The organism is Streptomyces sp. NPDC015532, from assembly GCF_043078065.1.
Classification (GTDB): Bacteria; Actinomycetota; Actinomycetes; order Streptomycetales; family Streptomycetaceae; genus Streptomyces.
The window spans coordinates 19451-32672 of sequence record NZ_JBIBSY010000021.1 but is presented as its reverse complement, the minus strand read 5'-3'; the positions used below and the strand labels follow the sequence as shown (position 1 = coordinate 32672).

The 13222-nt window shown below is 71.6% G+C and carries 10 protein-coding genes and 1 tRNA gene; 2 read left to right on the top strand and 9 right to left on the bottom strand.

Translation table 11 applies throughout. From position 1 onward, the window contains the following. Positions 1 to 78: 78 nt before the first annotated feature. Complete coding sequence (locus ACF07B_RS38675) at positions 79 to 405, top strand: carboxymuconolactone decarboxylase (RefSeq protein WP_362402379.1); 327 nt, start codon at positions 79 to 81, stop codon at positions 403 to 405. Between the two features lie 263 nt (positions 406 to 668). Here the strand turns inward: ACF07B_RS38675 and ACF07B_RS38670 are convergent, their stop codons facing one another. From ACF07B_RS38670 to ACF07B_RS38635, 8 genes are all read right to left on the bottom strand, one after another. Beyond that, positions 669 to 3599 carry a hypothetical protein gene (locus tag ACF07B_RS38670; protein ID WP_392182347.1) on the bottom strand — a complete coding sequence of 977 codons (2931 nt, stop codon included), beginning with the start codon at positions 3597 to 3599 and terminating at the stop codon, positions 669 to 671. Positions 3600 to 4184: 585 nt separating this feature from the next. Then, positions 4185 to 4610: an organic hydroperoxide resistance protein gene (locus tag ACF07B_RS38665; protein WP_362402385.1), complete on the bottom strand. Its 426-nt coding sequence runs from the start codon at positions 4608 to 4610 to the stop codon at positions 4185 to 4187. A 91-nt stretch (positions 4611 to 4701) separates the two neighbouring features. Next, complete coding sequence (locus ACF07B_RS38660; RefSeq protein ID WP_392182346.1) at positions 4702 to 6162, bottom strand: DHA2 family efflux MFS transporter permease subunit; 1461 nt, start codon at positions 6160 to 6162, stop codon at positions 4702 to 4704. Between the two features lie 120 nt (positions 6163 to 6282). After that, positions 6283 to 7437 carry a ferritin-like domain-containing protein gene (locus ACF07B_RS38655; RefSeq protein WP_369483136.1) on the bottom strand — a complete coding sequence of 385 codons (1155 nt, stop codon included), beginning with the start codon at positions 7435 to 7437 and terminating at the stop codon, positions 6283 to 6285. 43 nt (positions 7438 to 7480) lie between these two features. Continuing rightward, a complete protein-coding gene (locus ACF07B_RS38650; RefSeq protein ID WP_392182345.1) occupies positions 7481 to 8434 on the bottom strand; it encodes a diacylglycerol/lipid kinase family protein in 954 nt (317 codons plus the stop codon). A gap of 54 nt (positions 8435 to 8488) precedes the next feature. Next, positions 8489 to 8580, bottom strand: a tRNA-Ser gene (locus tag ACF07B_RS38645). Positions 8581 to 8672: 92 nt separating this feature from the next. Next, a complete protein-coding gene (locus tag ACF07B_RS38640; protein WP_392182344.1) occupies positions 8673 to 9368 on the bottom strand; it encodes an SGNH/GDSL hydrolase family protein in 696 nt (231 codons plus the stop codon). Beyond that, positions 9365 to 10279 carry a class I SAM-dependent methyltransferase gene (locus tag ACF07B_RS38635; RefSeq protein WP_392182343.1) on the bottom strand — a complete coding sequence of 305 codons (915 nt, stop codon included), beginning with the start codon at positions 10277 to 10279 and terminating at the stop codon, positions 9365 to 9367. Before ACF07B_RS38635 ends, ACF07B_RS38640 begins: the two co-directional genes overlap by 4 nt. 257 nt (positions 10280 to 10536) lie before the next feature. On the opposite strand from ACF07B_RS38635, the gene ACF07B_RS38630 reads away from it, so the two are divergent. After that, the gene (locus ACF07B_RS38630) at positions 10537 to 12021 is read left to right on the top strand and encodes an MmgE/PrpD family protein (RefSeq protein WP_392182342.1); all 1485 of its coding nucleotides are present in this window, start codon (positions 10537 to 10539) and stop codon (positions 12019 to 12021) included. Positions 12022 to 12511: 490 nt separating this feature from the next. Here ACF07B_RS38630 and ACF07B_RS38625 read toward each other — a convergent pair whose 3' ends face one another. After that, positions 12512 to 13027, bottom strand: a complete 516-nt coding sequence (locus tag ACF07B_RS38625; RefSeq protein ID WP_392182341.1) for an RNA polymerase sigma factor — start codon at positions 13025 to 13027, stop codon at positions 12512 to 12514. Positions 13028 to 13222 lie beyond the last annotated feature (195 nt).

The following is a 13222-nucleotide window of genomic DNA, read 5'->3' as shown; positions in this document are numbered from 1 at the left end:
ACGCACACAGTGGCGCCCGGGGACAGCGACTCCCTCGGCCCTCGGCGCACCGTCACCGCATCAGGAGGCCGGCCCCCCATGAGCACAGCATCCGACACCCCCGTCCTGGACACCATCGCCGCCATGACCGTCGACTCCGTCGAGCGGTGCGAACTGCCCCCGGACCAGCTCCTCCTCACGCGCATCGCCGCGCTCGCGGCCTCGGACGCGCCTCCGATCTCCTACCTCGCGCACATCGAGCCCGCCATCCAGGCCGATCTGAGCATGGCTCAGGTGCAGGACGTCCTGGTGGCCATCGCGCCCATCGTGGGTACGGCCCGTGTCATGACGGCGGCCGGCAACATCGCCGCCGCGTTCGGCATGGCGATCGCGGTGGCCGAACGGGAGGTCGAGGCGGACAACTAGGACCTGTCCGGTCGATCACGGTGGAGGATGCCGACGGCCCCTGGTGGCCGCAGATGTGCGTGCCACACCCCGCGTCTCCGCCGTGATCGACCGGACGGCGCTCCTAGGGGCTGTTGTCCGGATCAGGCGGCACCGAGGTGTGGTGTCCCCACTCTGTAGGCACACCACGTGGTCGCCGGGATGACGGTGTCTTCTTCAGGGCACGACGACCGCGCCGCATCGCCCGTGGGGCACGGGCGATGCGGCGCGGCGTGCGGGATCCGCTAGATGCCGTTCTCGTCGACCTGCGGCAGCCCGTACCGCAGTGCGATGGGATTCCACAGGTCGACGAAGTCCCGCTTGGCCTCGGTCGCCTCGGCGTCGTGGGCCCTGGGCAGGTCATCGGTGTAGCGCGTTTCGCTGTGCCCGCACGCTGTGACGCCGAACTCGTCGAGCCAGTCGGCGGTTTGCGACACCCACGAGGCGTAGCCCCGGTCCGCCTTCGCCGATGCCGTCCAGGCTCGCGACAGGTCGCCCAGAGCCTCGGCGAGGTCTCCTTCCGCCCGGGGCGTGAGCAGATCGACCCGCCGGGCGAGGTCGTCGCGTTTCGCCGCCACGTCCAGCAGGTCGTCCTGCGCGTCCTCGACGGGCTTCTTGCCGTGCGAGCAGCTACCGCCCGCGGTGAGGGCCTTGGCCACCCGTCCGCGCTGCGGCGCGTTCTCCTCCAACAGGGTCTGCACCTGAGTGGCGATGTCCGCCTCTGCCGAGTCCGAGGCGGAGGGCGGTACGCCGGTGCCGGACGGCGTGGTGGGCGCCACCGAGGCCGGTGCCGACGAAGGTGAAGGCGCGCCGGCTCCCGGCGGCACGGCGTCGTCGGTGGCGCGAGCCGTGTGCGACGGGGGCGCCGACCGGTCGGAGGTCAGCCAGATCGCGGCCGCCGTGGCGCCACCGGCGAGCACCGCGCTCGCCACGAGGGTCGCCGTGATGACGCCCCAGCCGATCCGCCGCTGTACCGGTCGGGGCTGCTCCGGGGCGTGAATGACCTCATGCGGCGACCCGGGATGCGCCAGGCTGCCGGTCGGCAGACCGGCGAAGACGGCGGCGTGGGTTTCCGCTCCGGCGGGCGCGGTCCGAGGCCGCGCATCGGGGTGTCCCGTGGCGGGTGTCTTGGGGAGACCTGCCACGGGGGCGGGCGCCGGGGGTGCCGGGGGAGTCGCCGGAGGCGTGTCGACCGGGACGACGACCGCGGTGGGCGTCGGCTCGGCGGCAGGTTCGTCCTCCGGTTGCGACGGTTCTTCCGCCGGCTCGGTCTGCTCGGCGGTGGGTTCCGCCGGTGCGTCCTCCGGTTCCGCCTCCCCGGTCGGCTCGGTGGATTCGGCCGGGTCGGCGTTCGGCTCCGGTCGGTCGAGGGCGGCCTCGTCCACCGTTGCCTCGACGGGCCGGTCGACGGCGGCTTCGAGAGGTTCGGGATCCGGTTCCGGTTCCGATTCCGTGTCTGCCGGGTTGTCGATGCCGCCCGGGTCCGTCGGAGGAGTGGGCTCATCGGTGCCGTGCGGCGCCACAGGGGCGGGCGGGACGTCAGGGACCTGCGGCGACACCGGCGCGGCGACGGGCAGAGCGGGGGCGGCGGGAACGGGAACGGGGACGGGGGAGGAAGCCGGAGCGGGGCCGGGGACCGGGACGGGGACGGTGGTCAGGGTGGGCGCCGTGTACCGGGCCCGACCGGGCAGACGTCCGAGGAAGGCCGCGAGTCCGGGCACGTCCTCGATACGGGTGATGCCGAGCCGGCGAGCCGCCGCCGGTACGCCGAACGCGCCGAGGGCCGCCCACACCGTCGCCGCGAACAGCACGCCCGGGATGGCCGGTCCGGCCGTGAGCGCGCCGCCGTCCGTCGGGGAAATGTCCAGAGACCCGCTGAGCGCCATGGCCAGGGACGACGAATCGTCGATGTCCGAGGACAGTTCGAGCCCCACTCCCGCCATGACGGCCAGCAGCAGGAACCCCGAGACGAAGCACACCACGGCGCGTACGGCGGCGGCCGGGCGGGCCGACTCGCGGAGCACACCCGCGCCCAGAATCACGGCGGCCACCACACCGAGCAGCACGGACGCCCAGACCCATCCGCTGAGATCGTGGAGGTCGAACAGGGAAACCGCCGACGACGCCACCGAGCCGTCGCCGTCCTCGCTCCAGGACGAGGAGTCCTGAAGAGCGAGCGTGTTGGTGAACTCGACAGAAGCTCCGCAGGCCAGGCTCAGGAAGGTCGCGGCCAGGTTGGGGGCGAGCAGCAGCGCCGGTATCAGCGCGGAGAGCCCTGCCTGGGACACCACGTAGACCACGGTGCCGAGTCCGGCCACTGAGAGGGGTACGGCCAGCGCGACGCCCGCCCGGCGGGCCGCGCGGAGCCATGCGCCGAGCCCCGGACGCCGGGCGGTCCAGTCTGACATCGATGTCCGGAACAGGGTGGGGAAGAGGACCGCGGACGCCAGCAGCAGGGTCCACCAGGCCGCGCGCAACGGGGAGCAGGTCACGGACACCGTGACGTCCGACAGGTCCAGGACACGGGCCACGTACACGGCCGACGGGTCGGAGGCCTCCGAGGACGTGAGTGCCACGGAGGTACCGGCCGTCCAGGCCAGCAGTACGGACCCGAGCACGGCCGACAGCACGCTGCGCACGCCCAGGAACATGGTCTCCGTGGTGCTGAGCGGCCGGCCGGCGGCGGCCGCGCCCCGCAGATGCAGGCGGGCACCGAACCACAGGGCGGCCGCCCACAGCAACGTCAGACCGAGGGGCATGAAGGAGAGGTCGAGCGACGCCATTGAGGCCGGCTCCCGCTCCGTCAGTTCGACTCCCGGGTGGGCGCCGAGGGCGGACAGGACGACGGCGAGCATGGTGAAGAAGGCGCCGCCGAAGGGGGCGTCCTCGGCCACCGCGGTCGCCGCCAGGGCCAGGGACACCAGCAGCAGGAGAGCCGTAGGCAGGGCGGCGATGCGGGCGGGCGCGATCCAGTCGCCGGCCAGCAGGCGGTTCAGCGCCGTGGCCGCGGCGGACGGAGCCTGCGCTGTGCCCGGAACGGTGGGCGGCGATGAGGGAGGCGGCGGCATCGCAGGGGACGGAGCGGGCACCGGGGCGGCGCTGGGCCGGCCGCACGAAGCGCAGAAGCGGGCCTCGTCGGTCACGGCACCGCCGCAGTGCGGGCAGAAGGCAGGCATGCGTTCCCTTGTCGAAAGCGGGCGAAGAGAGGTGAAGGGTGATGAGAAGAGAAGCGGGATGCGGCCTCCCTGTGGGGAGGCGAAGGCAGAAGAGCGCCCGTCGGTGATGGGACGGGCCTTCTCCCGCGTGTCCGGAGGGGTCTTCCGGCCGGGACGGGCGGGGGACTTCCCGCTACGGAGAGGGAGTGAAGGGACCTGGAACGGCGGCGGCCGGCGTTAACCGTGCCGCGCGGGAAAGACAGGTCGTCAAAGGCTCTCTCAAGTAGTCGGCATGTGAAGATCGCGTGAGGAAGATGTGATCATGAATATCAGGGCGCGGCTTCATGATCAAGAGATCGAGGGCATGTAGCTGTAGGCCGCACGAATCGCCTGAGGCGCCCTTGCCGCGGGTGGAGGGGCGGGGGAGTGGCGTGACGGTCTCAACTCGTCTCATCCGCAGGCGACTTGGTGTGAAGCGGTGCCCGCCCTACGCGCTTCCGCTCGCCGGGATCTCGGGGGACCGGCGCCGGCCTCCGGTTCGGCGGCCGGACGTGCGAAGACCCCGCCACCGGCTGTCGTGCCGGGGCGGGGTCTTGGTCGCGGGGGTCAGGCCGTCTTGATCGTGACCTCGATGTCGCCCCGGGTCACCTTGGAGTAGGGGCAGATCTCGTCGGCCTTCTCCACCAGGGTCTTGGCCGTGGCCTCGTCGACCGAGGGGAGGTGGGCGGTGAGCTCGGCGACGATGCCGAACCCGGCGTCGTTGCGGCCGATGCCGACGCGGGCCGTCACGCTGGAACCGGTGATGTCGATCTTCTGCATCTGGGCGATGATCCCGATCGAGGCGTGGAAACACGCGCTGTAACACGCGGCGAAGAGCTGCTCGGGGTTGGTGCCGCCGCCCGTGCCGCCCAGTTCCTTGGGCTGGCTGACGACGATGTCGAGCTTGCCGTCCTCAGTGGAGACACGGCCCTCTCGCCCGCCCTCGGCGGTGGCGACTGCGGTGTAGAGAGCTTCACTGGTCTTGATGGGCATTTCTTGCGTACCTTCCGTCGGTTTTTCGTTGCCTGGAGCGGATGGACGGCGACCCGAGGGGCGGTGACCGGTGCGTGCCGCCCCCCGGGGGTCAGTGGGTGCCCGGTTTCGCCTCGGCCGGCTGGGTGGCACCGGACGCGGCGCTCTGGGCGGCCTGCGCCTGGGCCGCGGCGGGCGGAGCCTTGATGACGAGCCCGAGGCCCGCGAGCCCGGACAGGGCCGTGGCGATGGAGCAGAAGAGCAGGACGTGCCCGTAGTCGGCCGCGTCGGTGCTCGCCTTGCTGAGCAGCGTGGCCAGCGTCGCGATACCGAAGGCGCCGCCGACCTGACGGGCCGTCTGGTTCAGTCCGGTCGCCGCCGCGAAGCGCAGCGGGGAGACCGAGAGGGCGGCGGCGGTCGACGTTCCCGTGGTGATCGCGCCCATCCCCGCGCCCGCCAGGATGCCGGTGGGCAGCCAGTAGCCGAGGAAGTTGGGCTCGTCCGGCAGGGTGAAGGCGAGGAAGAACCCGGTGCCCGCGAGGACGGCCGCGCCGGCCACCACGACGGCCCGCGGGCCGTACTTCGTCTGGATCTTGCCCGAGTACAGGGCCACCAGCGTCGCCGCGAAGGCGCCCGGGGTCACCGCGAGGCCCGCCTTCAGTTCCGACCAGTGCCAGACCGTGGTGACGTACAGGACGCCGACGAGGAGCCAGGCGAACAGGCAGGCACCGTAGAAGAAGACGGACAGGTTCGCCAGGGCGAAGGTCCGGCTGCGCCAGAGGCCGGTCTCCACGGCGGGGGCCTCGTGGGTCCGCGAGCGCAGCAGGGTGATCGCCATGGCGACGACCCCTCCGGCCAGGCAGCCCACCGTCGCCGCGTCGCCCCAGCCCCAGTCCTCGCCCTTGGAGATGCCGAGGCTGAGCAGGCCGATACCGAGCCCGAGCAGGGCCGTTCCGATCAGGTCCGGCACCTTGCTGCCCTCCGGGCGGGAAGCCCGGGGAATGATGTGCGCGCGGAACAGGAGCAGCAGACCGAACGGCACGTTGATCAGGAACAGTGACCGCCAGCCGAGGGTGTCGACGAGGATTCCGCCGATCGACGGGCCCACCGCGGCGGCGAACGCGGAGGCCGCGCTCCACTTGCCGATCGCGGCCCGGCGTTCCTCGGGCGGCGTGTCCATCAGGACGATGGCGAGAGACGCCGGGATCATCGCGGCGGCTCCGGCGCCCTGAAAGGCCCGGGCGGTCAGCAGGACGGGGAGATTCGGAGCCAGCGCGCACATCAGGGACATCGCGGTGAAGACGGCGATCCCCGCGGTGAACAGGGAACGCCGGCCGATCACATCCGCGAGCCGGCCCGCCGGCGCCAGCAGGGCGGCGAACACCGTGGCGTACACGGTGATCACCCAGGACAGGTCCGCCAGGGCGGAACCCTCGAAGTCCTTGTGCAGATCTGGGATGGCCAGATTGACGATCGTCACGTCGAGGACGGCCAGGAAGGTCGCACTCGACGCGAGGAGCAGCAGGGGCATGTACCCCCGCTTGGCCGCCGCTTCAGCGGGCCCAGCGCTCATCGCTTAACACCTCCAACATACCGATGGTTGGAATGTATCTGTGTGAGTGCTCAGCCGTCAATCGGGTTGTCACCGAGCGCAGCCGACTCGTCGCACATCTCCCCGGTCGCGCCCTTCACCTCAGGCCGTCCCGCCGGTTCCCGGCGTGCTCCCGGTGTCTGACGAGCCGTCGGCCCCCGCCGCCACGGCCGCGTCCACCTCGGCGACGCGGGCGGCCAGTTCGCGGTCCTCACGCTCGCGCTCCTCGCGGCGCTCCCGGTCCAGCAGTTCGGCCTGCGCCTCGTCCGAGGCCATCAGGGCCAGCAGATCGCTCTTGGCCATGTCGAGGACACCCATGTCCTCGTAGGCCTTCTTGACCGCCGGGCCCCACAGTCCGATGTCCTTCACGCAGGGGACGATCCGGGTGAACAGCCGTGAGCGGAACGCCTGCATACGGGGGCCCTTGTCCATGTACTCCATGCACTCGGCCATGTCGAAGCCGAGGTTCTCCCAGACCTCCTGCATGCGGAAGCGGTCCCGCATGAGGTAGCAGCCCTCGACGACGAACTCCTCGCGCTCCGCCCGCTCCCTGGACGTCAACTGCGCGTAGTAGTCCCGCAGGGCGAGCCGCCCGAACGCGACGTGGCGGGCCTCGTCCTGCATGACGTACGCGAGGATCTGCTTCGGCAGCGGCTTGTTCGTCTTGTCCCGCAGAATTCCGAAGGCGGCCAGCGCCAGACCCTCGATCAGCACCTGCATTCCGAGATACGGCATGTCCCAGCGCGAGTCCGAGAGGGAATCGCCGAGCAGGCTCTGCAAATGAGAGTTGATCGGGTATTCCATGCCGATCTTCTCCTTCAGGAAACGGGAGAAGATCTCGGCGTGCCGTGCCTCGTCCATCACCTGGGTCGAGGCATAGAACTTCGCATCGAGATCGGGGACCGATTCCACGATCCGCGCCGAGCAGATCATCGCCCCCTGTTCACCGTGCAGGAACTGGCTGAATTCCCAGGACGCCATGTGCCGGCGCATTTCCTGCCGCTCGCGTTCGTTGAGTTTCGCGTACTGCCGTGAGCCGTACAGGGCGAGCGTGTTCTCCGGAGTGCCGAGCGCGTCGTACGGGTCGACCTCGGTCTCCCACGCGATGCGCGCCGTGCTGTCCCACTGCTTGTCCTTGCCCTTCTGGTACAGGCTCAGCAGCCGGTCCCGGCCCTCGTCGTAGTTCCAGGTGAAGTAGGTGTCGCCGGCCGTGGGCAGCACCCACCGGTCGTCGGCGGTGCGCTCGGCGCCGTGCATGAGGGTCTCCTCCGTATCCGGGGACCGCCGCGCCCATCCGGGCTCACGCCTGGTGCGGCGGTGCGAGAAACGGCAGGACGCCGGCCAGGAGGCCCACTGTGCAGCGGGCCCGTTCCCCGGTGGCCATCTCGCCGTCGTACTCCAGGGACAGGGGCGCGCCGTCGGTGCGCTCCACGACGAAGTGCCGGCCCCGGGTGTAGATCACCCCGGGGCGTTCGACGTGCCGTCCCTCACGGGTCAGGTTCAGCAGTTCGATCAGGTCGCAGGTGCCGTCGAAGACGCACAGGTCGAGCAGTCCGTCGTCGAGCACGGAGTGCGGCATCAGCCGGAACTGCCCGGCCCGGTACCGGCCGCCGCCGATGTTGGTGAGCTGGACGGCGCCCTCGTGCACCACCGCGCCGTCCACCGTGATCCGTGTGGGGTACGGGGTGTGCGCCGCCACGACATCGGCCACCGCCTGGCGGTAGCGGTCGCGGCCCGCCAGACCGGTGAGACGGTTCGCCGTCGCGAGGACATCCGCGACGACACCGGTGCCCGTGCCGAGCAGGGCGTAGGTGTCGCTCTCCTGGATGTGCGCCATGTCGATGTGCCGCACCCGGCGGGCGGGCCCGGACAGCGCCTCGGTCAGCGTCCGCTGCCACGGGCGGTCCGACCAGAGCTCGCGGTAGAAGGAGTTGGCGGTGCCTGCCGGCACACAGAACAGTGCCGGCAGGGCGGCCCCGGGCCGTTCCAGGGAGGCGCGGACGAGCCCCGAGGCCACCTCGCGGGTGGTGCCGTCGCCGCCGGCCACGATCACCAGGTCGGCCCCGTCGGCGACGGCCTTGCCGGCGATCTCCTCGGCGTGACCGCGGTCGCGGGTGCCGATCGCCGTCAGGTCCCCGACCAGTTCCGCGCACCGCCGGGTCAGGGTGCCGGCGTCGACGACGTCGGCACGTCCCGCCCCGGCGACCGGGTTGGTGATCAGTACACCGGAGTCCGCCCACCGGCCTGGCTGCATTCCTGCTCTCCTGGTATCTCGACGGGCAGACGACCGGAACCTGACACGAAGGGGCGGAGAGAGCAGGATTCGAACCTGCGAGGGCGGTGAAGCCCGGATCCGGGATGCTTCCCGGACCCCCGTTGGGCCGCTACGGGAATCTCTCCTCGTACACCGAAGCGCTTGCCTCGAAGGCTTGCGGTCCGGTGCACATCTCCAAGGTGCCAGGGCGTTCTGAGATCTCTCTGACACGGCCCTCTCAGTGGCTGTGCCGCGCCGCCAGATGCGCGCCGAGCTGCTCGAACACCGCTGACGCCAGGACCGCGTGGCCGCGCATCGAGGCGTGCAGCATGTCCGCGCTGAAGACGCTTCGGGAGCCGCTGGCGGGGTGGGCCCACATGTCGATGACCAGAGCGCCGTGCCGGTCGGCCACCTTGCGCACCTGGTCGTTGAAGATCTGGATGCGACCCCTCAGGCCTCCGCCGCCGAGCTGTTCGGGGAAGACCTTGGTGATGTCCTGGATGGTGAAGACGAAGACGTCGGCGCCGCCCTCGCGCAACGGCCGTACCATCGCGTCGAGTTCGGCCTCCACCGCGCCCGCCGAGAAGTCGCGGGCGAGCATGTCGTTGCCGCCGCACACCACCGAGGCGAGGTCGGGACGGAAGTCCAGCGCCTCCTTGAGCTGTCCCGTGCGCACCTCGGCCGCCTTGAGATGGCGCACACCCAGGTTCAGGTACTCCACGCCGGGGCCGACCCGCCGCAGCGCCTCCAGGACCCGCTCCGCCCAGGGCAGGTCCGTATAGCCGGGCGAGGACTCCCCGAGCCCTTCGGCGAGGCTGTCCCCGATGACCGCGAAGCGGGTCCAGGGGGCGCCCTTCAGCAACCGGTCGGCGTCCTCGGGGGACAGGACGTGCTCGTCGGTCTGCTCGGCGGTGGGTCCTTCGGTCGTGGTCATGCTGCGTCTCCGTTCTCCTGCGCGGCGCGCTCGGCCGCGATCAGGCCCATGAAGTCGTCGTCCTTGCAGTAGGGGTCGGCCCCTCCGTAGCGCCGTACGAGCTCGGGGACCCGTACCTCCTCGGTCGGCCAGAAGCCCGCGGAACGCACGGCCGCGGAGGCCGTCTCCGGAGTCATCCCGGTGACGTACGGCTCGCCCTGCGCGCCCACCTTGCGGGCCATCGACAGGGCGCCCTCGTAGGGGGTGGTGCCGTCGATGACGCTCTCGTCCATGTAGTCGAAGACGAGGCTGCTGCCCGGCGCGCACAGGTCCGTGAGGTGGTGCAGGGTGCGCTCGAAGGCGTCGCGGCGCAGGAAGAAGGTGACGCCGAGCCAGCCCACGACACAAGGGCTGCCGGACTGGAAACCCGCGCCGTCGAGGGCTTTCGCGAGGGAGTCGCCGGCCTCGAAGTCGACGGGTACGTACGTGACCGACGGTGCGTCGACCGCCGCGTCCACCAGCGTCTCCAGCTTGGCGCGCTGCGTGGCCGGGTGGTCCACCTCGAAGTAGCGCAGCCGGTCGTATCCGGGCATCCGCAGCGCGGTGGTGTCGTAGCCCGCGCCGAGCAGCACCACCTGGCGGATGCCGGTGGCGACCGCGCGTATCAGCTGGTCCTCGAAGAACCGCTGGCGCAGCAGGATCTCGGCGATGAAACCGCCGTGCGCGGAGTCCATCGCGGTCAGCCGGGCGAGCGCCTCCTCGGACGTCCGGGGCAGCGGGGGCTCGGTGACGAACAGCGAGGCGAAGCGGTCGTCGAGCAGCCGGCGCGCGGGTTCGACGACCGCGTCGGCGGCGCGGGCCCGCGCGGTGAGATACGCGGTGTCGCTGGGCAGACCCGATTGCATTCGGGTGGGCTGGTGCGGTGTCAGCATGGTGATTCCTTTCCGGGAATCCGGCTCGTGGCAGGCGCGGCAAGAGGCCGGCGAGCGAGGAGAACTCGCGTGCCGAATGTCTTACGCGTCCACTTCGGCGCGCCCCTGAGTAACAGCGCGTTCCGTTTTCCGGGCCCGGATATTCCCGTCGTTTGCGAGGGTTCTCGGCCCTCGCGGCGTAACCAGAAAGAAGCAGGGCGGCGCATCAGGACCGCCGTAGGTGCCGATTCGTGAAACGGCCGCCGTGAAGGAGAACGATGACCCTCACCGAAGAACTCGCGGAATGGGCCCACGCCCTGCGGTTCGAGGACATACCGCCGGATGTCGTGGACATAGCGAAGCTGCAGATACTGTCCCAGTGCGCGGCCATGCGCATCGGCGCGACGCATCCCCTGGGCCGGAAACTGGCCGAGGCCTTCGGACCGCCGTTGCAGCCCGATCCCCGGCGCGCGGCCTTCGTGCTCGCCGGGCTCGGATCGTGGCTGCACTTCGACGACACCGCGTTCGCCGGGCATCTGTCCAACTCGACGGTGGCCGTGCCCATGGCGTACGCGCAGAGCCAGGAGCTGGACGGGCGCGCGCTGCTGACCTCGGTGATCGTGGCCAACGAGTGCGCCGCGCGCGTCACCGCCTCGGCCACCCTGGGGCCCTTCCGCGGGCAGAGCGCCACCTTCACCCATGTCGTCGGCGCCGTCGCGGGGCGGCTGCGCGGGGAGAACGCCCCCGCGCGGCGCTGGGCCGACGCGCTCGGTCTCGGCCTGGGGCTGCCGCCGCGTACCGTGCCGATCGGGTTCCTCGGCGGTGACGCCAAGGTCTTCAGCGCCTCGACGCCCGTGTCCGTGGGACTGGACGCGTGCGACGCCGCGGCGGCCGGCTTCGAGGGCAGCCGGGAGATCCTGGAGCATCCGGAGGGATTCCTGTCCCGCTTCGCGGCCGTACCGCTGCCCGCGGCGGTGACCGCCGGGCTCGGGCGCCGCTGGCACACGCACACGACGTCGTTCAAGGTGCACCCCGGCGGTCCCGGCATGGACGCGGCGGTCGACTGCGGACTCGAACTCCACCGGGAGCTGGGGCCGGTCCGGGCGCGGGACGTCACCGGGATCACCGTGGACACCTCGCTGTACACGGTGCTGGTGGACGCCCAGGCGGGGGCGCATCTGCGGGGCGCCGACTCGCCGGTGAGCGCGCTCGTCTTCGCCCTGCCGTACCTGCTGGCGACCGTCCTGCTCACCGGTGACCTGACGACGGAGGACTTCGCCGCGCCCGGGGTCGCGGACGAGGAGCGATGGCGCCTCGCCGGGCTGGTGAGCACACGCCTCGACGACGCCATGACCTACGACCTGTTCCACAGCGAGGTTCCCTTCGGGGAGGCGCTTCGGCAGGCCGGTCCCCGGGCCGCCGAGTGGCTGCGGCCCTTCGGCGCGCGCCTGAAGGGCGACGGGCAGTGGCTCGTGGACCTGGTGGGCGAACTGGAGCCGCCGAGCGAGGACTTCCGGTCCGCACGGAAGGTGACGGGAGCCCGCGTGACTGTCGGCTTCCGCGACGGCCGCTCGGTGAGCCGGCGGGTGGACATCCCCGTGGGGGCGGTGGGAGGACCCCCGGCCGCCTCCCTGGTGCGCGAGAAGTTCCTCGGCACCGGAGGGAGCGCGGACACGGCGGACGCGCTGGCCGCCCTGGAGTCGGCCTCCGCCCAGGAGGTCACGAAGCTGCTGAACGCCGCCCTGGAGCGGACGACCACATGAACCGCCCGCAGGCCGGGACATCTCGGGCCCGCGGCCCCGCGCGCCACACGGGCGCCCGGGGCTGGAGCCGTCCCGTCCGTAGCCGTCCTGCCTGGGGCCGTCCTGTCCGGAGTTGTCCCGGCCTGGGCCGCGCCTGCGGCCGTCCTGCCCGGGGCCGGAGATGTCCCGTCGGGAGCCGGGCCGTCCGGGGCTGTGCCCGTGGTTGTCCTGCCCGGCGCCGTCCCGTCCTGAGGTGTCCCGTCCAGCGCCGTCCTGTCCGGAGTTGTCCCGGCCGGGGCGGTGCGGCGAGGGGATGTCCGGCTGGGGGAGGACTGGCCGGGCTCGGGACGGCTGCCGCTTTCCGGGCGGGTGGTCGCGGTCCCTCCAGCCGTCCGTCTGCCGGTCCGTGTCCATCGTCTCGCCGTCCCGCCTGTCGTGATCGCGTCCGCCGCGGCCCGGTCGGCCGGATACCGGCGGTGCCCGGGTTCCGTCCGGTCGTGCCCTTCGCCCCTCAGCCCGTCAGCGCCTCCTCGTACCAGCGGCGCAGCCTGGCCCGGGCCTTGGTGAAGGCGCTCTCGGCCGCCTTGAGGGAGATACCGCGCCGGCTGGCGAACTCGCGGGTGCTGATCCCGTTGAGCCGGGCCACGATCACCTGGTGCTCCCGCCCGGCGAGCCGGTCGACCTGCTCCAGCGCCCAGGCCTCCTCCTGGGCGGCGCAGATCAGCTCCTCCGGGCTCGCCATGACCTCGGCCCAGGGACCGCGCAGCAGCCGGCGGGCGCGTTCGTCGCGACGGTGGATGTCGGTGCAGAGCCGCAGCGTCACCGTGGTGAGGAAGGGGCCGACCCGGCTCTCGTCCAGGTCGCGGAAGGTCGCCGCGCGGATCAGGGCCTCCTGCGCGCAGTCCTCGGCCTCCTGGTCCCCGGACAGGCGGGACCGCGCGAGCCGGTGGATGCGCTCCCGGTGCGGGAGCAGCAGTTCCCACCGGTCCGCGGGGACCTGTACGCCGGAAAGTGCGGGGCTGTGCATGGCTGATGACCTCCTTGCCGGATACGGCCAGAGGGGCTGGGGACATGCCGCGGGCCTGGACTCGGGGTTGGCGCCCTGCGGCCGTGATGTTACATTCCAACCGATGGTATGTCTATGAGATCCGGGTTCGGTGAACTCTCGGTACGAGGGGGAGGCGCTAAGATCGAACGGTGGATGTTTTCGGGGGGTCAGGAG